The organism is Mesorhizobium sp. C277A, assembly GCF_040324395.1.
Lineage (GTDB): Bacteria > Pseudomonadota > Alphaproteobacteria > Rhizobiales > Rhizobiaceae > Mesorhizobium.
Genome location: NZ_JAMYVW010000002.1, coordinates 2,139,281 through 2,165,808, shown reverse-complemented (window position 1 = coordinate 2,165,808; position 26,528 = coordinate 2,139,281). Strand labels below are relative to the sequence as shown.

Annotated in this window: 36 protein-coding genes; 32 read left to right on the top strand and 4 right to left on the bottom strand. The window is 61.7% G+C overall.

What is annotated here, in order from left to right:
* The first annotated feature begins 1 nt into the window (after window position 1).
* The 23 genes from rplB to rplQ all read left to right on the top strand — a co-directional run bounded on the left by rplB (window position 2) and on the right by rplQ (window position 12,708).
* Window positions 2–835: a 50S ribosomal protein L2 gene (gene rplB, locus NKK52_RS10885; protein ID WP_023706515.1), complete on the top strand. Its 834-nt coding sequence runs from the start codon at window positions 2–4 to the stop codon at window positions 833–835.
* Between the two features lie 16 nt (window positions 836–851).
* Window positions 852–1,130, top strand: a complete 279-nt coding sequence (gene rpsS, locus NKK52_RS10880) for a 30S ribosomal protein S19 (RefSeq protein ID WP_006205463.1) — start codon at window positions 852–854, stop codon at window positions 1,128–1,130.
* Window positions 1,131–1,132: 2 nt separating this feature from the next.
* Window positions 1,133–1,522, top strand: a complete 390-nt coding sequence (rplV, locus tag NKK52_RS10875; protein WP_006205462.1) for a 50S ribosomal protein L22 — start codon at window positions 1,133–1,135, stop codon at window positions 1,520–1,522.
* Window positions 1,522–2,247, top strand: coding sequence for a 30S ribosomal protein S3 (gene rpsC / locus NKK52_RS10870; RefSeq protein ID WP_023672753.1), 726 nt, complete (start codon window positions 1,522–1,524; stop codon window positions 2,245–2,247). The genes rplV and rpsC overlap by 1 nt, the downstream gene beginning before the upstream one ends.
* 26 nt (window positions 2,248–2,273) lie before the next feature.
* Window positions 2,274–2,687 carry a 50S ribosomal protein L16 gene (rplP, locus tag NKK52_RS10865; RefSeq protein ID WP_006205460.1) on the top strand — a complete coding sequence of 138 codons (414 nt, stop codon included), beginning with the start codon at window positions 2,274–2,276 and terminating at the stop codon, window positions 2,685–2,687.
* Window positions 2,688–2,700: 13 nt separating this feature from the next.
* Window positions 2,701–2,901, top strand: a complete 201-nt coding sequence (rpmC, locus tag NKK52_RS10860) for a 50S ribosomal protein L29 (RefSeq protein WP_006205459.1) — start codon at window positions 2,701–2,703, stop codon at window positions 2,899–2,901.
* 11 nt (window positions 2,902–2,912) lie between these two features.
* Window positions 2,913–3,152 carry a 30S ribosomal protein S17 gene (rpsQ, locus tag NKK52_RS10855; RefSeq protein WP_010909280.1) on the top strand — a complete coding sequence of 80 codons (240 nt, stop codon included), beginning with the start codon at window positions 2,913–2,915 and terminating at the stop codon, window positions 3,150–3,152.
* A 72-nt stretch (window positions 3,153–3,224) separates the two neighbouring features.
* Window positions 3,225–3,593 carry a 50S ribosomal protein L14 gene (gene rplN, locus NKK52_RS10850; RefSeq protein WP_006205457.1) on the top strand — a complete coding sequence of 123 codons (369 nt, stop codon included), beginning with the start codon at window positions 3,225–3,227 and terminating at the stop codon, window positions 3,591–3,593.
* A 12-nt stretch (window positions 3,594–3,605) separates the two neighbouring features.
* The gene (gene rplX / locus NKK52_RS10845; protein WP_013531428.1) at window positions 3,606–3,920 is read left to right on the top strand and encodes a 50S ribosomal protein L24; all 315 of its coding nucleotides are present in this window, start codon (window positions 3,606–3,608) and stop codon (window positions 3,918–3,920) included.
* Entirely contained in the window at window positions 3,913–4,512 is a 600-nt protein-coding gene (gene rplE / locus NKK52_RS10840; protein WP_023672755.1) for a 50S ribosomal protein L5, read from the top strand. The genes rplX and rplE overlap by 8 nt, the downstream gene beginning before the upstream one ends.
* Before the next feature lie 27 nt (window positions 4,513–4,539).
* Complete coding sequence (gene rpsN, locus NKK52_RS10835) at window positions 4,540–4,845, top strand: 30S ribosomal protein S14 (RefSeq protein ID WP_010909282.1); 306 nt, start codon at window positions 4,540–4,542, stop codon at window positions 4,843–4,845.
* 12 nt (window positions 4,846–4,857) lie between these two features.
* Window positions 4,858–5,256 carry a 30S ribosomal protein S8 gene (gene rpsH / locus NKK52_RS10830; RefSeq protein WP_006205453.1) on the top strand — a complete coding sequence of 133 codons (399 nt, stop codon included), beginning with the start codon at window positions 4,858–4,860 and terminating at the stop codon, window positions 5,254–5,256.
* 41 nt (window positions 5,257–5,297) lie between these two features.
* Complete coding sequence (gene rplF / locus NKK52_RS10825; protein ID WP_023682603.1) at window positions 5,298–5,831, top strand: 50S ribosomal protein L6; 534 nt, start codon at window positions 5,298–5,300, stop codon at window positions 5,829–5,831.
* A gap of 140 nt (window positions 5,832–5,971) precedes the next feature.
* Complete coding sequence (rplR, locus tag NKK52_RS10820; protein ID WP_023682602.1) at window positions 5,972–6,331, top strand: 50S ribosomal protein L18; 360 nt, start codon at window positions 5,972–5,974, stop codon at window positions 6,329–6,331.
* Window positions 6,332–6,485: 154 nt separating this feature from the next.
* Window positions 6,486–7,049 carry a 30S ribosomal protein S5 gene (gene rpsE / locus NKK52_RS10815; protein WP_006333394.1) on the top strand — a complete coding sequence of 188 codons (564 nt, stop codon included), beginning with the start codon at window positions 6,486–6,488 and terminating at the stop codon, window positions 7,047–7,049.
* 24 nt (window positions 7,050–7,073) lie between these two features.
* A complete protein-coding gene (rpmD, locus tag NKK52_RS10810) occupies window positions 7,074–7,271 on the top strand; it encodes a 50S ribosomal protein L30 (protein WP_006205449.1) in 198 nt (65 codons plus the stop codon).
* A gap of 22 nt (window positions 7,272–7,293) precedes the next feature.
* Entirely contained in the window at window positions 7,294–7,764 is a 471-nt protein-coding gene (rplO, locus tag NKK52_RS10805) for a 50S ribosomal protein L15 (RefSeq protein WP_023682601.1), read from the top strand.
* Between the two features lie 257 nt (window positions 7,765–8,021).
* Window positions 8,022–9,362: a preprotein translocase subunit SecY gene (gene secY, locus NKK52_RS10800; RefSeq protein ID WP_023672761.1), complete on the top strand. Its 1,341-nt coding sequence runs from the start codon at window positions 8,022–8,024 to the stop codon at window positions 9,360–9,362.
* Entirely contained in the window at window positions 9,359–9,967 is a 609-nt protein-coding gene (locus NKK52_RS10795; protein WP_023682600.1) for an adenylate kinase, read from the top strand. The genes secY and NKK52_RS10795 overlap by 4 nt, the downstream gene beginning before the upstream one ends.
* Window positions 9,968–10,178: 211 nt before the next feature.
* Window positions 10,179–10,547, top strand: a complete 369-nt coding sequence (gene rpsM / locus NKK52_RS10790) for a 30S ribosomal protein S13 (RefSeq protein ID WP_006205445.1) — start codon at window positions 10,179–10,181, stop codon at window positions 10,545–10,547.
* A 125-nt stretch (window positions 10,548–10,672) separates the two neighbouring features.
* Window positions 10,673–11,062, top strand: coding sequence for a 30S ribosomal protein S11 (gene rpsK / locus NKK52_RS10785; RefSeq protein WP_006205444.1), 390 nt, complete (start codon window positions 10,673–10,675; stop codon window positions 11,060–11,062).
* A 102-nt stretch (window positions 11,063–11,164) separates the two neighbouring features.
* Entirely contained in the window at window positions 11,165–12,175 is a 1,011-nt protein-coding gene (locus tag NKK52_RS10780; protein WP_023682599.1) for a DNA-directed RNA polymerase subunit alpha, read from the top strand.
* 101 nt (window positions 12,176–12,276) lie between these two features.
* Entirely contained in the window at window positions 12,277–12,708 is a 432-nt protein-coding gene (gene rplQ / locus NKK52_RS10775; RefSeq protein ID WP_023682598.1) for a 50S ribosomal protein L17, read from the top strand.
* Between the two features lie 82 nt (window positions 12,709–12,790).
* Here rplQ and NKK52_RS10770 read toward each other — a convergent pair whose 3' ends face one another.
* Window positions 12,791–13,417 carry a hypothetical protein gene (locus NKK52_RS10770; RefSeq protein WP_023832214.1) on the bottom strand — a complete coding sequence of 209 codons (627 nt, stop codon included), beginning with the start codon at window positions 13,415–13,417 and terminating at the stop codon, window positions 12,791–12,793.
* Between the two features lie 140 nt (window positions 13,418–13,557).
* Between NKK52_RS10770 and NKK52_RS10765 the strand changes: the two genes are divergently transcribed.
* The 8 genes from NKK52_RS10765 to NKK52_RS10730 all read left to right on the top strand — a co-directional run bounded on the left by NKK52_RS10765 (window position 13,558) and on the right by NKK52_RS10730 (window position 22,755).
* Window positions 13,558–15,051 (top strand): DegQ family serine endoprotease, encoded by a 1,494-nt coding sequence (locus NKK52_RS10765; protein ID WP_023682596.1) that lies wholly within the window; start codon window positions 13,558–13,560, stop codon window positions 15,049–15,051.
* A 47-nt stretch (window positions 15,052–15,098) separates the two neighbouring features.
* Entirely contained in the window at window positions 15,099–16,409 is a 1,311-nt protein-coding gene (locus NKK52_RS10760) for a replication-associated recombination protein A (RefSeq protein WP_023682595.1), read from the top strand.
* Between the two features lie 182 nt (window positions 16,410–16,591).
* On the top strand, window positions 16,592–17,422 hold the full coding sequence (locus NKK52_RS10755) for an aspartyl/asparaginyl beta-hydroxylase domain-containing protein (protein ID WP_023682594.1): 831 nt from the start codon (window positions 16,592–16,594) through the stop codon (window positions 17,420–17,422).
* Window positions 17,423–17,475: 53 nt separating this feature from the next.
* Window positions 17,476–17,850, top strand: a complete 375-nt coding sequence (gene crcB / locus NKK52_RS10750; RefSeq protein WP_023682593.1) for a fluoride efflux transporter CrcB — start codon at window positions 17,476–17,478, stop codon at window positions 17,848–17,850.
* A 133-nt stretch (window positions 17,851–17,983) separates the two neighbouring features.
* Complete coding sequence (locus tag NKK52_RS10745) at window positions 17,984–18,964, top strand: RluA family pseudouridine synthase (protein ID WP_023672769.1); 981 nt, start codon at window positions 17,984–17,986, stop codon at window positions 18,962–18,964.
* 62 nt (window positions 18,965–19,026) lie between these two features.
* Complete coding sequence (locus NKK52_RS10740) at window positions 19,027–19,884, top strand: DMT family transporter (protein ID WP_081727411.1); 858 nt, start codon at window positions 19,027–19,029, stop codon at window positions 19,882–19,884.
* 11 nt (window positions 19,885–19,895) lie between these two features.
* Window positions 19,896–20,687, top strand: a complete 792-nt coding sequence (locus NKK52_RS10735; RefSeq protein WP_023682591.1) for an ATP12 family chaperone protein — start codon at window positions 19,896–19,898, stop codon at window positions 20,685–20,687.
* A gap of 181 nt (window positions 20,688–20,868) precedes the next feature.
* Window positions 20,869–22,755 carry an MFS transporter gene (locus NKK52_RS10730; protein ID WP_023682590.1) on the top strand — a complete coding sequence of 629 codons (1,887 nt, stop codon included), beginning with the start codon at window positions 20,869–20,871 and terminating at the stop codon, window positions 22,753–22,755.
* 93 nt (window positions 22,756–22,848) lie between these two features.
* Here NKK52_RS10730 and NKK52_RS10725 read toward each other — a convergent pair whose 3' ends face one another.
* Window positions 22,849–23,046 (bottom strand): DUF2735 domain-containing protein, encoded by a 198-nt coding sequence (locus NKK52_RS10725; RefSeq protein ID WP_023682589.1) that lies wholly within the window; start codon window positions 23,044–23,046, stop codon window positions 22,849–22,851.
* 316 nt (window positions 23,047–23,362) lie between these two features.
* On the opposite strand from NKK52_RS10725, the gene NKK52_RS10720 reads away from it, so the two are divergent.
* Window positions 23,363–24,403, top strand: coding sequence for a glutamine synthetase beta-grasp domain-containing protein (locus NKK52_RS10720; RefSeq protein ID WP_023682588.1), 1,041 nt, complete (start codon window positions 23,363–23,365; stop codon window positions 24,401–24,403).
* A gap of 137 nt (window positions 24,404–24,540) precedes the next feature.
* Here the strand turns inward: NKK52_RS10720 and glnA are convergent, their stop codons facing one another.
* Both glnA and NKK52_RS10710 read right to left on the bottom strand, forming a co-directional pair.
* Entirely contained in the window at window positions 24,541–25,950 is a 1,410-nt protein-coding gene (gene glnA / locus NKK52_RS10715) for a type I glutamate--ammonia ligase (protein ID WP_023672775.1), read from the bottom strand.
* Window positions 25,951–26,008: 58 nt separating this feature from the next.
* Window positions 26,009–26,347, bottom strand: coding sequence for a P-II family nitrogen regulator (locus NKK52_RS10710; protein WP_006205430.1), 339 nt, complete (start codon window positions 26,345–26,347; stop codon window positions 26,009–26,011).
* Window positions 26,348–26,528 lie beyond the last annotated feature (181 nt).

Below are 26,528 nucleotides of genomic sequence, written 5' to 3'. Positions count from 1 at the left end.
AATGGCACTTAAAAAATTCAACCCGGTAACGCCGAGCACCCGCCAGTTGGTCATCGTCGACCGCTCGGGCCTCTACAAGGGCAAGCCCGTCAAGGGCCTGACCGAAGGCCTGACGAAGTCGGGCGGCCGCAACAATCACGGCCGCATCACGGCCCGCTTCATCGGCGGCGGTCACAAGCGTTCGTACCGCATCATCGACTTCAAGCGCCGCAAGTTCGACGTCGTCGGCACGGTCGAGCGCATTGAATACGATCCGAACCGCACCGCCTTCATCGCGCTGATCAAGTATGACGATGGCGAGCTGTCCTACATCATCGCTCCGCAGCGCCTTGCCGCCGGCGACAAGATCGTGGCCGGTGAATCGGTCGACGTGAAGCCGGGCAATGCGATGCCGCTGGCCTCGATGCCGGTCGGCACGATCGTCCACAACATCGAGCTGAAGCCGGGCAAGGGCGCCCAGGTTGCCCGCTCGGCAGGTGGCTACGGCCAGCTGGTCGGTCGCGATCAGGGCATGGCGATCCTGCGCCTCAACTCGGGCGAGCAGCGTGTCGTTCACGGCTCCTGCATGGCCACCGTCGGCGCCGTGTCGAACCCCGACCACGGCAACATCAACGACGGCAAGGCCGGCCGCACGGTCTGGCGCGGCAAGCGCCCGCACAATCGCGGCGTGACCATGAACCCGGTCGACCATCCGCATGGCGGTGGTGAAGGCCGCACCTCCGGTGGCCGTCATCCGGTCAGCCCGTGGGGCAAGCCGACCAAGGGCAAGAAGACGCGGTCCAACAAGGCGACCGACAAGTTCATCCTGCGCTCGCGCCATCAGCGCAAGAGCTAAGAAGAGGTAACGCCAAGTGACTCGTTCTATTTGGAAAGGCCCCTTCATCGACGGCTACCTTCTCAAGAAGGTGGACAAGGTTCGTGAAGGTGGTCGCAATGAGGTGATCAAGATGTGGAGCCGTCGCTCCACCATCCTGCCGCAGTTCGTCGGCTTCACCTTCGGTGTCTATAACGGCCAGAAGCATGTTCCCGTCTCGGTGAACGAGGACATGGTCGGTCACAAGTTCGGTGAATTCGCTCCGACCCGGACCTATTACGGTCACGGCGCGGATAAGAAGGCGAAGAGGAAATAATCATGGGCAAGGCCAAAGCTCCGCGCAGGCTTGCTGACAACGAAGCGCGCGCCGTTCTGCGCACGATCCGTATCAGCCCGCAGAAGCTGAACCTGGTTGCCGCGCTGATCCGCGGCAAGAAGGTCGCGACAGCGCTTTCCGACCTCGAATTCTCGGCCAAGCGGATTTCCGGCACGGTCAAGAAGACGCTGGAATCGGCGATCGCCAACGCGGAAAACAACCACGACCTCGACGTCGATGCGCTGATCGTGGCGGAAGCCTATGTCGGCAAGTCGATCGTCATGAAGCGGTTCCATGCTCGTGGCCGCGGTCGCGCCAGCCGTATCGAGAAGCCGTTCTCGCACCTCACGATCGTCGTTCGTGAAGTCGAAGAAAAAGGGGAGGCCGCATAATGGGTCAGAAAGTCAATCCGATCGGTCTGCGCCTCGGCATCAACCGCACCTGGGATTCGCGCTGGTTCGCGAACACCGGCGAGTACGGCAAGCTGCTGCATGAGGACATCAAGATCCGCAAGTATCTTGAGAAGGAACTCAAGCAGGCTGCGATCTCCAAGGTCGTGATCGAGCGTCCGCACAAGAAGTGCCGCGTCACCATCCATGCGGCGCGTCCGGGTCTGATCATCGGCAAGAAGGGCGCCGACATCGAGAAGCTTCGCAAGAAGCTGATGGAGATGACGAAGTCCGAGACGCACTTGAACATCGTTGAAGTGCGCAAGCCGGAAATCGACGCGACCCTGGTCGCCCAGTCGATCGCCCAGCAGCTCGAGCGTCGTATCGCGTTCCGCCGCGCCATGAAGCGCGCCGTTCAGTCGGCCATGCGCCTGGGCGCCGAAGGCATCCGCATCAACTGCGCCGGCCGTCTCGGCGGCGCCGAGATTGCGCGCATGGAATGGTACCGCGAAGGCCGCGTGCCGCTGCATACGCTGCGCGCCGATGTCGACTATGGCACGGCCGAAGCGCATACGGCTTACGGCATCTGCGGCGTCAAGGTCTGGGTGTTCAAGGGCGAAATCCTCGAGCACGATCCGATGGCTTCGGAGCGTCGCGCGACCGAGGGTGATGCTGCGCATGGCGGTGGTGGTGATCGCGAACGCGGTCGTCGTCGCGAAAACGCCTGATTATTTAGGAATTTGGAGTTAGAACGATGCTGCAGCCAAAGCGCACAAAGTTCCGCAAGCAGTTCAAGGGCCGTATCCATGGTACCGCAAAGGGCGGCACCAACCTGGATTTCGGTGGTTTCGGGCTGAAGGCGCTGGAGCCGAACCGCGTCACCGCGCGTGAGATCGAGGCGGCCCGCCGCGCGATCACTCGTGAGATGAAGCGTGCCGGCCGCGTGTGGATCCGTATTTTCCCTGATGTGCCGGTGACGTCGAAGCCGACCGAAGTGCGCATGGGCAAGGGCAAGGGCGCTGTCGATTACTGGGCGGCGCGCGTCAAGCCGGGCCGCATCATGTTCGAGATCGACGGCGTCAACGAAGAAACCGCCCGTGAGGCGCTGCGTCTCGGCGCGGCCAAGCTCTCGGTCAGGACGCGCTTCGTACAGCGCATCGCAGAATAAGGACGGGCTGATCATGAAAGCCGAAGACATCCGGACGAAGACCCAGGACCAGCTGACCGACGATCTGGCCAGCCTGAAGAAGGAGCAGTTCAACCTGCGCTTCCAGAAGGCCACCGGCCAGCTCGAGAAGACCGCGCGCGTGCGGCAGGTTCGCAAGGACATTGCGCGTATCAAGACCATCGCTGCGGAAAAGTCCGCGGCCAAGAAGGCTTAAGGACGAAAATCATGCCAAAGCGCATTCTGCAGGGCACTGTCGTCAGCGACAAGAACGAGAAGACGGTAGTCGTCAAGGTCGAACGGCGCTTCACGCATCCCGTGATGAAGAAGACCGTGCGCATGACCAAGAAGTACAAGGCGCACGACGAGAACAACGCCCACAAGGTCGGCGATCAGGTGTTCATCCAGGAATCGAAGCCGATTTCCAAGGACAAGCGCTGGATCGTCGTGTCTTCGGACCAGGCGTAACAAACCGAATTTTGGACAGACCGGGGAGGGGCTTTGAGCCCGTCCCGTTAGAAGAGAAGAAGGCGGCCAGTCATGATTCAGATGCAAACAAACCTCGACGTCGCGGATAATTCCGGCGCCCGTCGTGTCATGTGCATCAAGGTGCTGGGCGGCTCGAAGCGGAAATACGCTTCCGTAGGCGACATCATCGTGGTGTCGATCAAGGAAGCCATTCCGCGCGGCCGCGTTAAGAAGGGCGATGTGATGAAGGCGGTCGTGGTTCGCACGGCCAAGGACATCCGCCGCCCGGACGGCAGCGTGATCCGTTTCGACAAGAACGCGGCCGTTCTCGTCGACAACAAGAAAGAGCCGATCGGCACGCGTATCTTCGGACCGGTTCCGCGCGAACTCCGCGCCAAGAACCACATGAAGATCATCTCGCTCGCGCCTGAAGTGCTGTAAGGAGCCGGACCAATGCAAAAGATTAGAAAAGGCGACAAGGTCGTCGTGCTGGCCGGCAAGGACAAGGGCCGTTCGGGCGAAGTCCTCTCGGTTCAGCCGAAGGAAGACACCGCGCTGGTGCGCGGCGTCAACATGATCCGTCGTCACCAGAAGCAGTCCCAGTCCCAAGAGGGCGGGATCATCACCAAGGAAGCGCCGATCCAGCTGTCGAACATCGCGCTCGCCGACCCCAAGGATGGCAAGCCGACCCGCGTCGGCTTCATCTTCCAGAAGGACGGCAAGAAGGTGCGCGTCGCCAAGCGCTCGGGAGAAGTCATCAATGGCTAAGGCTCAAACCACGAAGCCCAAGGCTGAAAGCAAACAGTCCAAGGCCCAGAACACGCCGCGCCTCAAGCAGGTCTACAACGAGACCATCCGCAAGGCGCTGCAGGAGCAGTTCGGCTACGAGAACGAGATGCAGGTTCCGCGCATCGACAAGATCGTGCTGAACATGGGCGTCGGCGAAGCGACCGCGGATTCGAAGAAGCCTTCGATCGCGGCCGAAGACCTGGCGATGATCGCCGGCCAGAAGGCCGTCGTCACCCGCGCCCGTAATTCGATCGCCGGCTTCAAGGTCCGCGAGAAGATGCCGATCGGCGCCAAGGTCACGCTGCGCAAGGAACGCATGTACGAGTTCCTCGACCGTCTCGTGAACATCGCACTGCCGCGCGTCCGCGACTTTCGCGGACTGAATCCGAAGAGCTTCGATGGCCGTGGCAACTACGCCATGGGCATCAAGGAACACATCGTGTTCCCGGAGATCAACTACGACAAGGTTGATCAGATCTGGGGCATGGACGTCATCGTTTGTACGACTGCGAAGACGGACGACGAAGCCAGGGCATTGCTCAAGGCCTTCAACTTCCCCTTCCGCCAGTAACGGCAGCGAGAAAAGGAAAAATCTGAAATGGCAAAGACCAGCTCAGTCGAGAAGAACAACAGGCGCCGCAAGCTTGCCGACCAGTACGGTCCCAAGCGCGCAGCGCTCAAGGCGATCATCATGGACCAGTCCAAGCCGATGGAAGAGCGTTTCCGCGCTCAGCTGAAGCTTGCTGCCCTGCCGCGCAACTCGGCCAAGATCCGCATCCGCAACCGCTGCGAAGTTACCGGCCGTCCGCGCGCCTATTATCGCAAGCTCAAAGTATCGCGCATCGCGCTTCGTGATCTCGGCAATAACGGCCAGATCCCGGGCCTGGTCAAGTCGAGCTGGTAAGGAGGACATAACATGTCATTGAGCGATCCTCTCGGCGATATGCTGACCCGCATCCGCAACGCGTATGGCCGTAAGAAGTCGAGCGTTTCGACGCCGGCGTCGCGCCTGCGTACCCGCGTCCTCGACGTGCTGAAGGCTGAAGGCTATATCCGCGACTACAGCCAGACCGACTTCGACAACGGCAAGTCCGAAATCGAAATCGAGCTGAAGTATTTCGACGGTGCTCCGGTCGTGCGCGAAATCGCCCGCGTCTCGAAGCCTGGCCGCCGCGTTTACGTTTCGGCCAAGTCGATCCCGCACGTCGCCAACGGCCTCGGCATCGCCATCCTTTCGACGCCGAAGGGCGTGATGGCCGATCACGAAGCACGCGAACAGAATGTCGGCGGCGAAATCCTCTGCCAGATTTTCTAATTCGGCAGACCTGAAACAAGAGAAGTGACGAGGACAACCAAATGTCTCGTATTGGAAAGAAACCCGTTTCGCTGCCGCAGGGCGTGACCGCGACCGTCAACGGCCAGACCGTGACGGCGAAGGGCCCCAAGGGCGAGCTGAAGTTCGTGGTGAACGACGAAGTGCTGGTCAAGATGGAAGGCAGCGAAATCGCTGTCCAGCCGCGCGACCAGACCAAGACCGCCCGCTCCAAGTGGGGCATGTCGCGCACGCAGATCGTCAACATCCTGCAGGGCGTCAAGGACGGTTTCGAGAAGAAGCTCGAGATCACCGGCGTCGGCTATCGCGCGGCACTTCAGGGCAAGAACCTGCAGCTGGCGCTTGGCTTCAGCCACGACGTCGTTTACGAGACGCCGGCCGGCATCACGATCACTGTGCCGAAGCCGACGGAAATCACCGTGACCGGCATCGACAAGCAGCAGGTCGGCCAGGTTGCCGCCGAGATTCGCGAGTATCGCGGTCCCGAGCCCTACAAGGGCAAGGGTGTCCGCTATGCCGGCGAGAAGATCGTCCGCAAGGAAGGCAAGAAGAAGTAGTAGGCTTGGTCCCGAAAAGTTGCAGACTTTTCGGAAAAGGCCAAGCCAAAGAAGTGCAACGCCGCGGGGAGCGGTCGCGGGAGGCGCTTTCGCCTACCGCACATGGCGGCCCCCGTTTTTTGAAGGCAAGGAAGATTATCATGGCTACCAAGGAATCCATCCAGCGCCGCGCGCAGCGCGTCCGCCGCCAGATCAAGAAGGTCGCCGGCGAACGTCCGCGTCTCTCGGTTCACCGCACGTCGAAGAACATCTACGTGCAGGTCATCGACGACGCGAAGGGCCATACCATCGCGGCTGCATCGACACTCGAGAAGGACCTCAAGGGTTCGCTCAAGACCGGCGCTGACACCGAGGCAGCAGCCGCTGTTGGCAAGCTGATCGCCGAGCGTGCTTCGAAGGCCGGCGTCAAGGAAGTCGTCTTCGACCGCGGCGCCTATATCTATCACGGCCGCGTCAAGGCGCTGGCCGAGGCTGCCCGTGAAGGCGGTCTGAGCTTCTAATTGCCTGATCCCGAACCGAAGGTCAGCGCAGCAAAAAGTTGCAGACTTTTCGGACAAGATCATGCAAGGAAAAATAATTCGCCCCCGGTGACCCAAAGAGGCGCACCGGATCTTATCAGCAACCGTGCTTCCGGAAAAAAACAAGGAACAGGATATGGCACAGGAACGTAGGGATGGCGGCCGCGGCCGCGATCGTGAAGAACGCGATGACGGCATGGTGGACAAGCTCGTCCACATCAACCGTGTCGCCAAGGTCGTCAAGGGCGGCCGTCGCTTCGGTTTTGCAGCACTCGTCGTCGTCGGCGACCAGAAGGGCCGCGTCGGCTTCGGTCACGGCAAGGCGCGCGAAGTGCCGGAAGCGATCCGCAAGGCAACCGAGTCGGCCAAGCGCGACATGATTTTCGTGCCGCTGCGCTCGGGCCGCACGCTGCACCACGACGTCGAAGGACGCTGGGGTGCCGGACGCGTGCTGCTGCGCGCTGCCAAGCAGGGTACCGGCATCATCGCCGGCGGCCCGATGCGCGCTGTCTTCGAGACGCTCGGCATGCACGACGTGGTCGCCAAGTCGATGGGTTCGTCGAACCCCTACAACATGGTTCGCGCCACGTTCGACGCGCTGAAGAGCCAGATGCATCCCAAGGATGTGGCTGCTGCGCGCGGCATCAAATATTCGACCCTTCAGGCCCGCCGCGGCACCGCCGTTGCGGCTGAAGAATAGTCGATCTGACCAGGGATTTTGACCATGGCCAAGAAAGCAACCAAGACCATCACCGTTGAGCAGATCGGTTCGCCGATCCGCCGCCCGAAGGAACAGCGCGCAACGCTGGTCGGCCTCGGCCTCAACAAGATGCACAAGCAGCGCACGCTGGAGGACACTCCCTCGGTGCGCGGCATGATCGCTGCCGTCCAGCATCTCGTCCGCGTCGTGGACGAGGGCTGAGCAAAAGCGCAGGAGAACCCAGATGAAACTCAACGATCTGCGTGACAAGGACGGCGCGACGCACTCCAAGAAGCGTCTCGGCCGTGGCATCGGCTCCGGCTCGGGCAAGACCGGCGGTCGCGGCGTCAAGGGCCAGAAGGCGCGCTCCGGCGTTGCCATCAACGGCTTCGAGGGCGGCCAGATGCCGCTCTATCGGCGCCTGCCGAAGCGTGGCTTCAATAACATCTTCGCCAAGAGCTTTGTCGTCGTTTCGCTGGCTCGTATCCAGACCGCGCTCGATGCCAAGAAGCTTGACGCCAAGGCGACCGTGACGGCCGAGGCACTCGTTGCCGCCGGCGTTATTCGCCGCGTCAAGGACGGCGTGCGCATCCTCTCGGACGGCGAGCTCAAGGCAAAGCTTGTCTTCGACGTCGCCGGCGCCTCCAAGGCCGCGATCGAGAAGATCGAAAAGGCCGGCGGTTCGGTCAAGCTGCCGGAAGCGGCAGCGGAGTAACGGCAATTTGAAGTGCGGCCGGCAGGAACGGTATCCGTTTTTGTTCACGATTGCGCTTTGATCCGATCAATTAGGCGGCCGCGTCAACGCGGCCGCTTGCATGTTTAGAGCCCGGAGCTTATCTCGTGAGCTTCGGTGCCACGCGCCGCCTGAGCTGCGGGCATCGAGCGTGACATACAAATCAAAGAAGTAGCGCATGACGTTGTCCGAAAACCGCTTCACACTTTTCGGCATCATGCTCTAGCGGAGAATCAGGCATGGCTTCGGCTGCTGAACAACTAGCCTCGAATCTGAATTTTGCGGCTTTCGCCAAGGCGGAGGACCTGAAGAAGCGAATCTGGTTCACCGTCGGCGCGCTGCTCGTCTATCGCCTCGGCACCTATATCCCGCTGCCCGGCATCAATCCGGATGCATTCGCGCAGGCCTTCTCTTCGCAGGCCAAGGGCGTGCTCGGCATGTTCAACATGTTCGCCGGCGGCGCCGTGCAGCGCATGGCGATCTTCGCGCTCGGCATCATGCCTTACATCTCAGCCTCCATCATCATGCAGCTGATGACCTCGGTCATTCCGTCGCTGGAGGCGCTGAAAAAGGAAGGCGAGCAGGGCCGCAAGGTCATCAACCAGTACACGCGCTACGGCACGGTACTCCTGGCGCTGGTGCAGGCCTACGGCATTTCGGTGGGCCTGGAAGGCGGCAACGGCATCGTCAACGATCCCGGCATGTTCTTCCGCATCTCGACCGTCGTCACGCTGGTTGGCGGCACCATGTTCCTGATGTGGCTGGGCGAGCAGATCACCGCCCGCGGCATCGGCAACGGCATTTCGCTGATCATCTTCTCCGGCATCGTCGCCGGCCTGCCGCGCGCCATCTCCGGCACGCTGGAGCTCGGCCGCACCGGCGCTCTATCGACCGGGCTGATACTCGCGATCATCGTGCTGGCCATAATCGTCATCGCGCTGATCGTGTTCTTCGAGCGCGCGCAGCGCCGCCTGCTGATCCAGTATCCGAAGCGCCAGGTCGGCAACCGCATGTTCCAGGGCGATACCTCGCATCTGCCGCTGAAGCTCAACACGTCGGGCGTCATTCCGCCGATCTTCGCGTCGTCGCTGCTTTTGCTGCCGGCAACGGTCGCTGGCTTCTCGCAGACGACAAACCTGCCGGCCTGGGCAAGCACCGTGCTCGCTTCGCTCGGCCACGGCCAGCCGCTCTACATGCTGTTCTATGCGGCAATGATCGTGTTCTTCGCCTTCTTCTACACGGCCATCGTGTTCAATCCGAAGGACACCGCCGACCAGCTCAAGAAGCATTCCGGCTTCATTCCGGGCTACCGTCCGGGTGAGCGCACCGCCGATTACATCGACTATGTCCTGACGCGCATCACCGTCGTCGGCGCCATCTATCTGGTGCTGGTGTGCCTGCTGCCCGAGTTCCTGATTTCGGCAACTGGCGTACCATTCTACCTCGGTGGCACATCGCTTCTGATCGTGGTCAGTGTAACCCTCGATACGGTGGCGCAGATCCAGGGTCACCTGATCGCGCACCAGTATGAGGGCCTGATCAAGAAGTCGAAGCTGCGCGGGGGGAAGAAGGCCAGATGAGATTGATATTGCTTGGGCCGCCAGGAGCGGGCAAGGGGACGCAAGCACAAAGACTGGTAGAAAAATACGGCATACCGCAGCTGTCGACGGGCGACATGCTGCGGGCCGCCGTACAGGCCGGCACTGAAGTCGGCAAGCGCGCCAAGGCGGTGATGGATGCCGGCGAGCTGGTTTCCGACGCCATTGTCAACGCGATCGTGGCCGAGCGCATCGACCAACCCGATTGCACCAGCGGTTTCATCCTCGACGGATATCCGCGCACGCTGGTGCAGGCTGATGCGGTTGAATCGATGCTCGCCGAGCGCGGCATTGGCCTCGATGCCGTGATCGAGTTCGTCGTCGACGACAAAGCGTTGGTCGGCCGCATCGTCAAGCGCGCCGACGACGCCAAGGCCGCCGGACAGCCGGTGCGCAAGGACGACAATCCGGTGGTGTTCGAAGAGCGCCTGCGGGAATATTACAAGAAGACGGCGCCGCTGATCGGCTATTATTACGCCAAACGCTCGCTTAGGAGTGTCGACGGCATGGCTCCTGTCGACACCGTGACGGCGGAGATTGAAGCGCTGCTCGCGGCGGTGACGCGGGAGACCGTTACGGTAAAGTAAAGATTGCGCTTGACTGGAACGGTTCGCTGGGTTATGGCGGCCCGTCTTCCTATCAGGCATGAGGCTTGCTTGTCCGCAAGGGCAAGGCAGCCGCATTGAAACTAGGGAACTCCCGCAAGGGCCGGCCTCCACCGGACGCGGGGTAATTTGAACAGCGCCGCGCGTGCCTTATTTTGAAGGCCGGCCGGTCCCACATGGAGAAGAGAAGAATATGGCTCGTATAGCCGGCGTCAACATTCCGACCAACAAGCGCGTCGTCATTGCGCTTCAGTACATTCACGGCATTGGCAAGAAGTTCGCCCAGGAGATCGTCGACAAGGTCGGCATCCCGGCCGAGCGCCGCGTCAACCAACTGACCGACGCGGAAGTGCTGCAGATCCGCGAGACCATCGACCGCGACTACCAGGTCGAAGGCGACCTGCGCCGCGAAGTGTCGATGAACATCAAGCGTCTCATGGACCTCGGCTGCTACCGCGGCCTGCGTCACCGCCGTTCGCTGCCGGTTCGCGGCCAGCGCACGCACACCAATGCACGCACCCGCAAGGGCCCGGCCAAGTCGATCGCCGGCAAGAAGAAGTAAGTGAGCGATAGCGAGTAGCCATTAGCGAGTAGGGGTCCCTATTCGCTAGTCCCTGCTCACTACTCGCTTTCAAAGGTGGAGCCGCTGGCATTACGGCGGTGTAGAGATCAACTGAAAGGACTATCATGGCCAAGGAAGCCGCTCGTGTTCGCCGTCGTGAACGCAAGAACATCTCGTCGGGCGTTGCCCACGTCAATTCGACCTTCAACAACACGATGATCACCATCACCGACGCGCAGGGCAATTCCATTGCCTGGTCGTCGGCCGGTGCCCAGGGCTTCAAGGGTTCGCGCAAGTCGACCCCGTTCGCCGCCCAGATGGCTGCCGAAGACGTCGCCAAGAAGGCCCAGGAACACGGCATGCGCATGCTCGAAGTCGAGGTCTGCGGACCCGGCTCCGGTCGTGAATCGGCGCTTCGCGCCCTGCAGGCGGCCGGCTTCACCATCACTTCGATCCGTGATGTGACGCCGATCCCGCACAATGGCTGCCGCCCGCGTAAGAAGCGCCGCGTCTAAGACATTACCGAACGCCGCGTGAGCGCCTCAAGGCGCTCCTCCACGGCACTCCAGGTCGCCCGCCACGATTGGATGGTGGCGGGTCAACGGAAGGAAAGCATCATGATCCAGAAAAATTGGCAGGAACTGATCAAGCCGAACAAGATCGAGTTCTCGTCGAAGAAGAAGACGCTGACCACGCTGGTCGCCGAGCCGCTCGAGCGTGGCTTCGGCCTGACGCTCGGCAACGCGCTGCGCCGCGTGCTTTTGTCTTCGCTGCGCGGTGCGGCTGTCACCGCCGTGCAGATCGACGGCGTTCTGCATGAATTCTCGTCGATTGCCGGCGTGCGTGAGGACGTGACCGACATCGTCCTCAACATCAAGGAAATCGCCATCCGCATGGAAGGCGATGGTCCCAAGCGCATGGTCGTTCGCAAGCAGGGCCCGGGTGCGGTTCTGGCTGGCGACATCCAGACGGTTGGCGACGTCGAGATCCTCAACCCCGACCACGTCATCTGCACGCTGGACGAGGGCGCTGAAATCCGTATGGAATTCACAGTCGACACCGGCAAGGGTTACGTGCCGGCAGACCGCAACCGCGCCGAAGACGCGCCGATCGGCCTGATCCCGGTCGACAGCCTGTATTCGCCGGTCAAGAAGGTCTCCTACAAGGTCGAGAACACCCGCGAGGGCCAGGTTCTCGACTATGACAAGCTGACCATGACCATCGAGACCGACGGTTCGATCTCGGGCGAGGACGCGGTGGCATTCGCTGCCCGCATCCTGCAGGACCAGCTTGGCCTGTTCGTCAATTTCGACGAGCCGCAGAAGGAAGTCGCCACCGAGGCCGTCACCGAGCTCGCCTTCAACCCGGCGCTGCTCAAGAAGGTGGACGAGCTCGAGCTTTCGGTGCGTTCGGCCAACTGCCTGAAGAACGACAACATCGTCTACATCGGCGATCTCATCCAGAAGACCGAAGCCGAGATGCTGCGCACCCCGAACTTCGGCCGCAAGTCGCTGAACGAGATCAAAGAAGTGCTCGCGGCGATGGGCCTGCACCTCGGCATGGAAGTGCCGGACTGGCCGCCGGAAAACATCGAAGACCTCGCCAAGCGTTACGAAGACCAATATTGAGCATGAAGTCCAAGGATCGGCGGCGTGGGCCGCTCGATCCGACGGTCATGCGGAAAACCATCAGAGGCCGTGGCCTCTTGAGCAACTGAAGGAAAAGAGCCATGCGCCACGGTTTTAAAGGCCGCCGCTTCGCCCGAAGCATTAGCCATCGCAAGTCGATGTTCGCCAACCTCGCCGTGTCGCTGCTCGAGCATGAGCAGATCGTCACCACCCTGCCGAAGGCGAAGGATTTGCGTCCGATCGTCGAGAAGCTGGTGACGCTCGGCAAGCGCGGCGACCTGCATGCGCGCCGCCAGGTCATTGCCCAGATCGGCAATGAAGGCGTCGTCAAGCGTCTGTTCGACACCATCGCGCCGCGCTACGCCACCCGCAATGGCGGCTATCTGCGCATCATGAAGGCCGGCTTCCGCCACGGCGACAATGCCGCCATGGCAGTCATCGAGTTCGTCGATCGCGACACCTCGGCCAAGGGCGCCGGCGACCGCGCCCGCATCGAGGCCGAAGGCACCGACGAGGAAGCCGCTGCCGCATAAGGCTCGGTTTTTCAGGAATGACTTCAAGGGGCCTTCGGGCCCCTTTTTGTTGCCGGCGTCCTACGTTTAGCGTGTCTTACGTTTAGCGAGTAAGCATCAGGTAGTCGCGACCGCTAAGCAGATTCCAATTGAAGGCGCCGGGAATCTCTTCGAACGCCGGTTGGGGATAGGAATAGATACTGTCGAGGGTGGCGCGGGAATCTATATCGCTGACCACTCGCGACACGGTGGAATTGGTCAGGTATTTTTGGGCGTCCCCATCTTCGATGAAGTCTGTATCGACTCGGAAATGAATCTGAACGGGACCCGCGCAGATGTTCAGCAATATTTCGTCGCTCAAGGCGGCGTAGAACACCGCTGCCTCTTCTGGAGCCCAAAGGCCGGCAGTCAAGAATTCCGAAGGTGTCGTCTCTCCACTGAACCCATCCAATGAGAGCACAAGGCGATCGGTGAGAACCTCAAAATCACCTTCGAGATAGCCCGCTTCTTCGATCTGAAACCAGTTCATCCAATGAGGTGCTTCTTCATCAAAGGAAATTTCGAGCTTTCCGAAAGTCCAATAGACCGGAATCGTCTCTGCATGTTCCGTGATCCAGCCGTCAGGCGGACCTAGCATACTGGCGATGTCGATCATTTTCAGAGAAGGGAAAACAGGCCCAAAAGTGCCGGTCTTCAAAAAGTCACGGAATGACAGGAGTTGTTTTTTCATGAGGGCCGACGAAGGTTTTCAGTTTCAAGTCGACCTATAGCTGCTTTGCTGCCCAGAATAATCGGATTTCAGCGGCTTAGCCTTTCATTTTGCACAATCGTCGGGACAATGCCCCCGAACTTGCCTTGGAGGATTCGCGAATGCGCGCCAACCGACTGTCTCTTGTTCTGCTCTTCGCCATAATGGCGTTCGCAGCCGCGCCGACAGTCAGGCAGGCGCTGGCCGAGGACGCCGCCAAGCCAGCCGATCCGGGGCTCTCCGATGTGCTGACCGACCTCTTGCATGGCGTCGAGGGCGAGAACGGCACCTCCGGTCCCGACAAACGCGTGCCGTTCGGCCGCGAGGAGGTGCAGCTTTCGTTCGCGCCGCTGGTCAAGCAGACGGCGCCGGCGGTGGTCAATGTCTATGCCTCACAGACGGCCAAGGTCACGTCGCCCTTTGACGGCGACCCGTTCTTCGAGGAATTTTTTGGCCGCGCACAGCCGCGCGCGCAATCCTCGCTCGGCTCGGGTGTGCTGGTTGACCCGAGCGGCGTCGTCGTCACCAATTTCCACGTGATCAAGGATGCTGACGAGGTCAAGGTCGCGACCGCCGACGGGCGCGAATTCACCTCGAAGGTCATGCTCAAGGACGAGACGCTTGACCTCGCCGTGCTCAAGATCACCTCCGACAAGCCGTTCCCGGTGATTGCCATCGGCGATTCCGACGCGCTCGAGGTCGGCGACCTGGTGCTGGCCATCGGCAATCCGTTCGGCGTCGGCCAGACCACCACCAGCGGCATCGTGTCGGCGCTTGCCCGCAGCCATATCGGCGTTTCGGATTCGGGCTACTTCATCCAGACCGACGCCGCCATCAATCCCGGCAATTCCGGCGGCGCGCTGATCAACATGGGCGGCCAGCTGGTCGGCATCAACACCGCCATCTACAGCCGCAGCGGCGGCTCGATCGGCATCGGCTTTGCCATCCCCGCCAACATGGTGCGCGCCTTCGCCGACGCGGCCAAGGCCGGGCTCGATTTCTTCGAGCGGCCCTATATAGGCGCCGAGTTCGAAGCGGTCACACCGCAGATCGCTGAATCGCTTGGCATGGAGAAGCCGACCGGCGCGCTGGTGTCGTCGGTTGAGGAAGCCGGACCGGCGGCCAAGGCAGGGCTGAAGCCCGGCGATGTCGTGCTGCAGCTCAATGGCACGACGGTCGAAGGCATCGAGGCGCTGGATTACCGCATGGCGACCCTGTCGATCGGCACCAAGGCGACCTTCGCCATCCTGAGCAAGGGCCAGCAGGCGACGATGGAGATTGCACTGGAGCGCGCGCCGGAAGGCGCCAAGGCGTCGGAAGTGACCCTGCATGGCCGCAGCCCGTTCTCCGGCGCCAAGGTCGCGGAACTGTCGCCCAGGCTCGCCCAGCGGCTCGGCCTGCGCACCGACCTCAAGGGGGTAACCGTGGTCGACATCAACCGCGATTCGCCGGCCGCCGATTTCGGCTTCCAGCCGGGCGACATCGTGCGCGAGGTGAACGGCACGACGGTCGATACGGCGGCGACACTGGCGCAGCTTGCCCAGCAGGATACACGCTGGTGGCGCTTTACCGTCGAGCGCGGCGGGCAGATACTGCGCCAGGTGTTGCGTTACTGAGGCGATCTTCCCATTTCTGAGGATCGTGCTCCAACCAGAAGACCTAGATGGCCGATCTGTTCAGCGTCGATGAACCGGAAAGAGCGCCGCCCGGCCGGCCTTTGGCCGATCGGCTGCGTCCGAAAAACCTCGGCGAGGTTGTCGGCCAGGAGCATTTGACCGGGCCGGACGGCGCGCTGACGCGGTTGATCAACTCCGGTTCGCTCGGCTCGATGATTTTCTGGGGGCCACCCGGCACCGGCAAGACCACGGTGGCGCGGCTGCTGGCCGGCGAGACCAGCCTTGCCTTCGAGCAGATCTCAGCGGTGTTTTCCGGCGTTGCCGATTTGAAGAAAGTGTTCGAGGCGGCAAAGCTGCGTCGCACCAATGGCCGCCAGACGCTGCTGTTCGTCGACGAGATCCATCGCTTCAACCGCGCCCAGCAGGATTCGTTTCTCCCGGTCATGGAGGACGGCACCGTCGTGCTGGTTGGCGCCACGACCGAAAATCCGTCCTTCGAGCTGAACGCCGCGCTTCTGTCGCGCGCGCGGGTGCTGGTGTTTCATTCGCTGGGCGAGGACAGCATTGCCAAGCTGATGACGCGCGCGGAGGAGACGGAGGGCAGGGCGCTGCCGCTCGACGACGAGGCGCGGGCGATGCTCATCCGCATGAGCGATGGCGACGGCCGGGCCTCGCTGACGCTGGCCGAGGAAGTCTGGCGCGCCGCCAAACCCGGCGAGGTTTTCGATCCCGAAGGGCTGCAGCGCATCGTCCAGCGCCGCGCGCCGATCTATGACAAGGGCCAGGACGGTCACTACAATCTGATCTCGGCGCTGCACAAATCGGTGCGTGGGTCCGACCCGGACGCGGCGCTTTATTATCTTGCCCGCATGTTCGACGCCGGCGAGGATCCGCTCTATCTCGGCCGCCGGCTGGTGCGCATGGCGATGGAGGATATCGGGCTGGCCGACCCGCAGGCGCTGGTTATCGCCAACGCCGCCAAGGACGCCTACGACTATCTCGGCTCGCCCGAAGGCGAACTGGCCTTCGCCGAGGCCACCGTCTATCTCGCCACCGCGCCCAAATCCAACGCCGTCTATACAGCCTTCAAGGCAGCCACGCGGGCGGCGAAGGAGTTCGGTTCGCTGCTGCCGCCCAAGCACATCCTCAACGCGCCGACCAAGCTGATGAAAGAGGAGGATTACGGCGCCGGCTACCGCTACGATCACGACCAGCCCGATGCTTTTTCCGGCCAGGACTATTTCCCCGAAAAGATGGGCCGGCAGACCTTTTATGATCCGCCCGAACGCGGCTTCGAGCGCGATATCAAGAAACGGCTGGACTATTGGGCAAAGCTGCGCAGCGAGCGGGAAAAATAGGTGCGCGGGACAAACGGGACGAACTCGGCCTGCCCGCGATGAACTGAAATTCTGTCCCCGCCAGTCACAGCAGTGTGATTGTACCGCATGACAAAAAGCCCTATCACGTCGCATGACTCGGCCGGGAGGCTGCCAGGACGGGCGATAATTCGGAACGGGGACAGCGCGCCGCGCGAACAGAAATGACAAAATCCCTTCGCAAAACGCTTCGCCAGGCTGTGATTGCTGTCCCGCTGCTCGCGCTCGGCTTCTATTTCATTCCGATCCTGACCACGATCTGGATCGTCTGCGGCCTGATCGATGTGCTGCGCAACGCCAGCAAGGATCTGTCGCTGTTGCGCGGCTATTTCCTCGGCAATGGCATCTTCACCTGGCTGCTGTCGCCCTTCAATCTGCTGGTGGACCTCGTTTGCTACCGCAACCCGGGTGTGTGGAAGCTGGAGCAGTTTCCTGCCGATTATCAGCGCGAGGTCAACGAGGTTCTTGACGTCTTCAAGGCGCGCAAGGACGAGATCATCGCCGATATCGACGCCAATTTCGGCACCGGTCGTCGCGGCATGTATGTCTATCAGTGGTACGGCAAGCACCGGATCGACAATGTTGCGGAATTCAACAAGGATTTCAAATACATCAAGACCATTGCCGTGTCTGTCTTCAGAGGCAAGGAATCGACTTCCTGGCATTTCGGACCGCTGCGGCTCAGCCTGCGCATCCTCTACAATCTCTTGCCGGTGAAGGCAGAGGTTTTCGTCGAATGCAACGGCGCCAGGAATTACTGGCACGACAACCCGCTCTATATTTTCGACGACACGCTGCTGCACCGCTCGGTCAACGAGTATGATGGGCGCCGCTACTGCGTGTTCATGGACATCATCCGCCCGTCGCCGTTCCCCGGTTTCATCGCCGGACTTCTGGCCATCGTTTCGGTCACCGTCGAGCGCATCAATTCCATGTTCTACAAGAACTGGAAGATGATCGGCTCGAGCAAGGCAAAGAAGGTCGAGACGACCTGAGGCGTTAGCCTGAAGGGATTGACCGCACTGCCTTGGCCGGGCAGTAAACGGGCATGTTCAATCTGCTTCTTGTTGTGGTCGGCGGCGGCATCGGCGCCGGCATCCGCCACCTGACCAACATCGGCGCCTTGCGCCTCGTCGGCCCCAACTACCCCTGGGGGACGATGGCGATCAACATCCTCGGCTCCTTTGTTATGGGGCTGTTCGTCGCCGCGCTGATGCGGCGCGGCGGTTCCAATGAGCTCCGGCTGTTCGTCGCCACGGGCATCCTTGGCGGCTTCACCACCTTCTCCGCCTTTTCGCTCGATTTCGCGACCCTGTGGGAGCGCGGAGCGACGCTGACGGCGTTGGGATATGCGCTTGCCAGCGTCGTTGGCGCCATTATCGCCCTGTTTCTGGGACTTTGGCTCGCAAGAACCGTTTCATAGTGTTATTGCCCCGACCTGGAGCACGCCGCATCCTCTGGACGCGCTGCAGAAACTTTGATCTTGCGCATGATCCTTTCCGAAAGCCGGAGTAGATTTTCGGGGTCACGCGTTAGAAACGGATAAAGCGAAAATCATGGCAGGCGTAGAACAGATCACGGTGGAGGCCGGCGAGGCGGGCATGCGGCTCGATCGCTGGTTCAAGACCCATTTCCCCGGCCTCGGCTTTGGCCATCTGCAGAAGTTGCTGCGCTCGGGCCAGATCCGCGTCGATGGCGGCCGGGTCAAGGCCGACAGCCGTGTCGAGCCCGGCCAGGTGGTGCGTGTGCCGCCGCTCGAGGTCGACAAGAAGGGCGAGAGTGCGCTTACGGGTTACTCGATCCGCAACCAGGGCGACGCCGATGTGCTGGCCAAGATGCTGATCCACGAAGATCCAAAAGTCTTCGTCTTCAACAAGCCGGCCGGCCTGGCGGTGCAAGGCGGCTCGGGCGTCACCCGCAATGTCGACGACATGCTGGAGGCCTGGCGCAGCCAGAAGGGCGAGAAGCCGCGCCTGGTGCACCGGCTCGACCGCGACACGTCGGGCGTGTTGGTGGTTGCCCGCACCAGGCTTGCGGCGATGAAGCTTTCCGAGTCATTCCGGGCGCGCGAGACCAAGAAGACCTATTGGGCGCTGGTCAAGGGCGTCCCGCCCAAGCGTGAGGACAAGATCTCGACCTGGCTGATCAAGGAGCCGACCGAGGACGGCGACCGCGTGCGCGTGGCAGCCCATGGCGAAAAGGGCGCCGACCACGCCGTGTCCTACTATCGCATCATCGAGCAGGCGGCTCAGACGATGACCTGGCTGGAAATGGAGCCGTACACTGGCCGCACCCACCAGCTGCGCGTTCATGCCGCCTATATCGGCTGCCCGATCCTCGGCGACCCCAAATATTTCGAGGCCGACACCAACTGGGACTTTCCGGGCGGCATTCAGAACCGCCTGCATCTGCATGCGCGCCGCATCGTCATTCCGCACCCGGACAAGGGCGTCATCGACGTCACCGCGCCGATGCCGCCGCATATGCGCCAGAGCTGGAACCTGATCGGCTTCGACGACGCCAGCGCGGAGGACTGACATTGGCCGTCGCCTCGGCATTGGATCGCCGCGATGCGGTCGATCTGGCGGCTGCTTCCATCATGGTCGGGCTGACCTTTTCCTGGGGGCTGAACTACGTCGCCGCCAAGATCTCCTATGCCGGCTTCGATCCGGTTTTCGTCTCGATCGCACGTTCGATCATCGGCGGGCTCTGTGTGCTCGGCTGGTGCTGGCTGCGCGGCATCAGGCTGTTTAAGGCCGACGGGTCGCTTGTCGCCGGCATCATCGTCGGCGTGCTGTTCGGCGTCGAGTTCCTGTGCCTCTATATCGGGCTGGAATACACGACCGTTGCCCGCAACACACTGCTGGTCAACACCATGCCGTTCTGGGTCCTGATCGGCGGCCATTTCCTGCTCGGTGAGCGTATCAACGCGCGCAAGCTTGGCGGGCTCGTGCTTGCCTTCTGTGGCCTGGTGGCGGTGTTTTCCGACGGGATTGCCGGCGGCACCGACGTGACCTTGATGGGCGATCTGCTCAGCCTCGGCTCGGGCATCCTGTGGGCGGCGACCAGCATCGTCATCAAGCGTTCGAAACTGGTCGAGACCAGTGCCGAGAAATTGCTGCTTTATCAGCTGGCCGGTGCGGCCATTGTCGGTGTCCTGGTTCTGCCTTTCGCCGGCCCGCCGATCCGCGCGGTCAGTGCCTTGCCGACATTGGCGCTGCTGTTCCAGTCGCTCTATATAGTTGCCTTCACCTATGTGCTGTGGTTCTGGCTGCTCCGGCGCTATCCGGCATCGGGCCTGTCGAGCTTCGCCTTCCTGTCGCCGGTGTTCGGCGTCCTCTGCGGCGCTATCATTCTTGGCGAGGCGCCAACGACCAGGATCTTTGTGGCGCTTGGGCTGATCGCAGTCGGCCTGATCATCGTCAACCGGCCGGCGCGCAAGCAGGTACCTGGATAGAAAGTTCGACCATGCGTGACATCCTCAACGACCTCGAAGCGGGAAAGCATCTGTCCGATCCGGATCCGGTCCGCCGCGCCCAGATCCAGATGAAGACGCACCTGCCGAAGCGCTTCTACAAGGACGTGTCGGTCGTAGCTGTGGAGGACGGTTTTGCCGTCCACCTCGATGGCAAGCCGGTGCGCACGCCGGGCAAGGCGCTGCTGGCGCTGCCGACCGAAAAGGCCGCCGCCCTGGTCGCCAATGAGTTCGCTGCACAGGGCGAGACCATCGACCCGGTCACGATGCCGGTGCTGCGTCTGGTCAACACCGCCATCGACGGCGTCGCCAGCGACCCGCAGGCGGTGCTGGAGGACGTCTTGCGCTTCGCCTCGTCCGATCTGACCTGCTACCGCGCCGACGCGCCGCAGGGGCTGGTCGAGCGGCAGAACCAGCATTGGGATCCGGTGATCGACTGGGCGAGGGCGACATTAGGGGCTCGGTTCAACCTCGCCGAGGGCATCATCCATGTCGAGCAGCCGCGCGAAAGCCTCGCCGTCCTCGGCGCCCATCTTGCCCAGCGTGCCGAGCCGCTGCGGCTGGCTGCAATCCATGTCATGACTTCGCTGACCGGGTCGGCGCTGCTGGCGCTGGCGGTCGATTACGGCGCGCTCGACGGCGACGCGGCCTGGGCCGCCGGCCATGTCGACGAGGACTGGCAGGTCGAGCACTGGGGCCAGGACGCCGAGGCTGTCGCACGCCGCTCGGCCCGCAAACGCGACATGATGGCGGCCGTCGGCCTGCTCGACGCGCTGAAGACCTGATCCTCGGCCTTTTGCCGCACTGCACCTAATACCAAAGTCATAAATCCAAGGTCTGTCTGCCTCCGGCGGTCGCTTTCTGTCATTTTTTACGCCGATGGCTGGTTCGAGTCGCGTTCAGAGGGAACGCCGACGATGACGCCCAGCCTCGAGGACAGACGGGATTTCACGGGAGGACAGTTCAATGGCATTGGCATCGACCGCCGGCGGAGCCAGCCGCGGCATGACACGAGAGGAGAAGAAGGTCATCTTCGCCTCCTCGCTGGGCGCGGTTTTCGAATGGTATGATTTCTATCTCTACGGAGCGTTGGCCGGCGCGATCGGCTTGACCTTCTTCAACTCGTTTCCCGAAAGCACCCGCTACATCTTCACGCTGCTGGTCTTCGCCGCCGGCTTCATCGTGCGCCCGTTCGGCGCGCTGGTGTTCGGCCGCATCGGCGATCTCGTCGGCCGCAAATACACATTCCTTGTCACCATCATGATCATGGGTCTGTCGACTTTCCTTGTCGGCCTGCTTCCGGGCTCAGAGACACTGGGCATTCTGGCGCCGATCCTGTTGATCGCGCTGCGCATGCTGCAGGGCCTGGCGCTTGGCGGCGAGTACGGCGGCGCCGCGACCTATGTCGCGGAACATGCGCCGGACGACCGTCGCGGCTTCTACACGTCATGGATCCAGACGACGGCGACGCTCGGCCTGTTCCTGTCGCTGATTGTCATCCTGCTGGTGCAGAATTCTGTAAGCAAGGACGCCTTCAACGCCTGGGGATGGCGCATTCCTTTCCTGGTCTCGGCCATCCTGCTCGGCATTTCGGTCTGGATCCGGCTGTCGCTTTCGGAATCGCCGACCTTCCTGCGCATGAAGGAAGAGGGCAAGAGTTCCAAGGCGCCGCTGTCGGAAGCCTTCGGCCAGTGGAAAAACGCCAAGATCGCCATCCTGGCGCTGTTCGGCCTCACCGCCGGTCAGGCCGTGGTCTGGTACAATGGTCAGTTCTACGCACTGTTCTTCCTGGCCAATGTGCTCAAGGTCGACGCGCAGTCGGTGAACATCATGATCGCCATTGCGCTGGCACTCGGTACGGGCTTCTTCGTCTTCTTCGGCTGGCTGTCCGACAAGATCGGCCGCAAGCCGATCATCATGGCCGGCCTTGCGCTGGCGGTCGTCACCACCTTCCCGCTGTTCAAGGCGTTGACCTGGGCCGCCAATCCGGCGCTCGCCACCGCACAGCAGAACACGCGCGCCACGGTGACGGCGGCTCCGGGAGACTGCAACTTCCAGTTCAACCCGACCGGCACGCGCGTACCGGTCAGTTCGTGCGATATCGCGACCGACTTCCTTGCCAAGAACTCGGTGCCTTACGACATCGTCTCTACCGCGGCGGCGGGGACCCCGGCGAGTGTCATGATCGGCAGCGAAACTGTGGCGTCTTATGATGCCAAGGCCGCGGGCGACAAGAAGGCTGCAAGCGACGCTGCCTTCAAGAAGGGTATCAACCTCGCGCTTCAGGGTGGCGGTTACCCGTTGAAGCGCGCTGCCGCCAAGGTTGCCGACCAGAAGCTCGACGCCTTTGTCGCGGCCAATCCTGAACTGAAGCTCGATGCGGCAGCCATCCGCGCCGGCGAAAAGACCGCGGTCCCGACCGAACAGGCCATCAAGGACAAGGTGCTGACCAAGGATGAGGCCGCGGGCGCCACCGAGGTGACCGTGTACAGCGTTCCGGCAGCGGGCGCGTTCGCGATGTTTGCCGACCCCGCACAGGTCAACTGGGCAAAGGTCATCGGCATCCTGTTCATCCTGGTCCTCTACGTGACCATGGTCTACGGGCCGATCGCGGCGATCCTGGTCGAGATGTTCCCGACACGCATCCGCTACAGCGGCATGTCACTGCCCTATCACATCGGCAATGGCTGGTTCGGCGGCCTGCTGCCCGCGATCGTGTTCGCGTTCAGCGCCTACAAGGGCGATATCTATTACGGCCTTTGGTATCCGGTGGTGATCGCGGCGGTGACGCTGATCATCGGCATGATCTTCGTCAGGGATACGCTCGGCACCGACCTGCATACCAAGCAGTAGCCGACGGCTCTGTATCAAACAAAAAACCCGGCGCGAGCGATCGCGCCGGGTTTTGATTTGTGGGCCTGTTCGATCTATCAGCGCGGAAGACGCCTAGCTCTTGCGAGGCTGTTCGGCCTCCGCAATGGCGGCCTCATGATACCAGGCCTCGCCATGGGCAAGCGGGTGATCGCGCAGCGAAGCAAGCTCTGCCGCAAACTTGGCCTTTACGCCTAAATTTGAGGCACCCGCACGCGCTGCCACCGGGAACATCAGGATTTTGGCCGACGGACGGGCTGAGGTGATTTCCATGGTCGGTCTCCTTTCTTCTGGAGAGGCTCTTCGATTCATCTTTCCATCAAAATAGGTCCTGCAAACCACTTAGGCAAGATGCCTAAAGAAAGATCAGCATTTGCCTGTTATTTAAGCAAATTCTGCCTTTGATCGATCCCGGCGCATTGCTTAGGCGGCTTGGATGCATCGCCGGGATGAAAGGGCATTTTTGCCGCACCCCGCGCAGCGGAAATGGCACATGACTTGCATTTTATCGACCGGCAGCTGGGCTGCTGGATGGCTCGGCGCGCCGGCGTCATCCAGGTTCGGTGATCAAGCAACGAGAGGCTCTAGAATGACGAAATACAAGCTCGAGTATATCTGGCTCGATGGTTACACGCCGGTCCCCAATCTTCGCGGCAAGACCCAGATCAAGGAGTTCGCCGAGTTACCGACGCTCGAGCAGCTGCCGCTGTGGGGCTTCGACGGTTCTTCGACGCAGCAGGCCGAAGGCCACAGCTCCGACTGCGTGCTGAAGCCGGTCGCCGTGTTCCCGGATCCGGCCCGCAGCAATGGCGTGCTGGTGATGTGCGAAGTGATGATGCCAGATGGCGTGACGCCGCATGTGTCCAACAAGCGCGCCACCATCCTCGACGACGAGGGCGCCTGGTTCGGCTTCGAGCAGGAGTATTTCTTCTACAAGGACGGCCGTCCGCTCGGCTTCCCCGAGAGCGGCTATCCGGCGCCGCAGGGCCCGTACTACACCGGCGTCGGCTATTCGAATGTCGGCCCGATCGCGCGCCAGATCGTCGAGGAGCATCTCGACCTTTGCCTCGCAGCAGGCATCAACCATGAAGGCATCAACGCCGAAGTGGCCAAGGGCCAGTGGGAATTCCAGATTTTCGGCAAAGGCTCCAAGAAGGCCGCCGACCAGATGTGGATGGCCCGCTATCTCTTGCAGCGCCTGACCGAAAAGTACGAGATCGACATCGAGTATCACTGCAAGCCGCTCGGCGACACCGACTGGAACGGCTCGGGCATGCACGCCAACTTCTCGACCGCCTATATGCGCGAAGTCGGCGGCAAAGCCTATTTCGAAGCGCTGATGGCTCAATTCGACAAGAACCTGATGGACCACATCGCCGTCTACGGCCCGGACAACGACAAGCGCCTGACCGGCAAGCATGAGACCGCTCCGTGGAACCGCTTCAGCTACGGCATCGCCGACCGAGGCGCCTCGATCCGCGTGCCGCATTCCTTCGTCAACAATGACTACAAGGGTTACCTGGAAGACCGCCGTCCGAACTCGCAAGGCGACCCCTACCAGATCGCTTCGCAGATCCTGAAGACCATCGCGGAGGTTTCGACCAGCGCGCAGGTTTCGGCGGCTGCCTAAGCATCTATAGCGGCGCAGGCTTCGTAAGCCTGCGCCGTAGCCTGCTGCTACCACGTCTACGGTCTGCTATTGGTCAAACAAAAACCCCGGCGTCTGAACTGACGCCGGGGTTTTTCCTTGTCGCTGAGGCTTATCGTTCAGACCGAATAGTACATGTCGTATTCGACCGGATGCGGGGTCATTTCGAAGCGCATCACTTCGGCCATCTTGAGCTCGATATAGCTGTCGATCTGGTCGTCGTCGAAGACGCCGCCGGCTTTCAGGAAGCCGCGGTCCTTGTCCAAGCTTTGCAGCGCTTCGCGCAGCGAACCGCAGACGGTCGGAATCTTCTTCAGTTCCTTCGGCGGCAGATCGTAAAGATCCTTGTCCATCGGCTGTCCCGGGTGGATCTTGTTCTTGATGCCGTCGAGGCCGGCCATCAGCATGGCGGCGAAAGCGAGGTAGGGGTTCGCGCCCGGATCGGGGAAGCGGACCTCGACGCGCTTGGCTTTCGGCGACGAGCCGAACGGAATGCGGCAGGAGGCCGAACGGTTGCGCGCGGAGTAGGCGAGCAGCACCGGGGCTTCATAGCCAGGCACAAGGCGCTTGTAGGAGTTGGTCAGCGGGTTGGTGAAGGCGTTGATGGCCTTGGCGTGCTTGATGATGCCGCCGATGTAGAACAGGCACGACTCCGACAGGCCGGCATATTCATTGCCGGCGAAGGTCGGCTTGCCGTTCTTCCAGATCGACTGGTGGACGTGCATGCCCGAGCCGTTGTCGCCGAAAATCGGCTTCGGCATGAAGGTGGCCGTCTTGCCATAGGCGTTGGCGACCTGGTGCACGACATATTTGTAGATCAGCATCTTGTCGGCGTTGCGGACCAGCGTGTCGAACTTGATGCCGAGCTCGTGCTGGGCAGCGGCAACCTCGTGATGGTGTTTTTCGACGCGCACGCCCATTTCGGCGAGCACGGTCAGCATTTCGGAGCGCATGTCCTGCGCGCTGTCGATCGGCGGCACAGGGAAGTAGCCGCCCTTGACGCGCGGGCGGTGGCCGAGATTGCCGGTCTCGTAGTCGGTGTCGTCATTGGACGGAAGTTCGGTCGAGTCCAGCTTGAACCCGGTGTTGTAGGGATCGGCCTTGTACTTGACGTCGTCGAAGACGAAGAACTCGGCTTCGGGGCCGACATAGATGGTGTCGCCGATGCCTTCGGCCTTCATGTAGGCCTCGGCCTTCTTGGCAGTGCCGCGCGGATCGCGGTTGTAGGATTCGCCGGAGACCGGATCGAGAATGTCGCACAGGATGACCATGGTCGACTGGGCGAAGAACGGATCCATGTGGACGGTGTCCGCATCGGGCATCAGCACCATGTCGGACTCGTTGATCGCCTTCCAGCCGGCGATCGAGGAGCCGTCGAACATGACGCCGTCGGCGAACATGTCTTCCTCGACCTCGATGACATCCATCGTCACGTGCTGCAGCTTGCCCTTCGGATCGGTGAAGCGCAGGTCGACGAATTTCACGTCGTTGTCCTTGATCTGCTTCATGATGTCTTTGGCTGTCGTCATGTCGTTTCTTCCCTGTGTGATGACGTTTCGAGGAGACGTTAATCTGAAATCAGAAAGCTCAGACGGCGTCCATCCCCGTTTCGCCGGTGCGGATGCGAACGACCTCCTCGATGTTGGAGACGAAGATCTTGCCGTCGCCGATGCGGCCGGTCTGCGCCGCCTTGCGGATGGCTTCGATGGCGCCTTCGACGGCGTCGTCGCCCAGCACGACTTCGATCTTCACCTTGGGCAGGAAGTCGACGACATATTCGGCGCCGCGATAGAGTTCGGTATGGCCTTTCTGGCGGCCAAAGCCCTTGGCCTCGGTCACGGTAATGCCTTGCAGACCGGCCTCCTGAAGCGCTTCCTTCACTTCGTCTAGCTTGAACGGCTTGATGATCGCTTCGATCTTTTTCATGTAAAAAGTGGCCTCCACTGCCAAAAAAACGGGTTGTGCGCCCCGCTTGCGCCTCCATCAAGCACGAACTGTGCCAATTTCAGCCCACGCGAAGCGGTTTCGCGCAATTCCAATGCCGCGCCGCGCCGGGATGCACATTCGCGTCATCCTCTGCTTCGGCTGCGGCAAAGCTGCCCGAAGC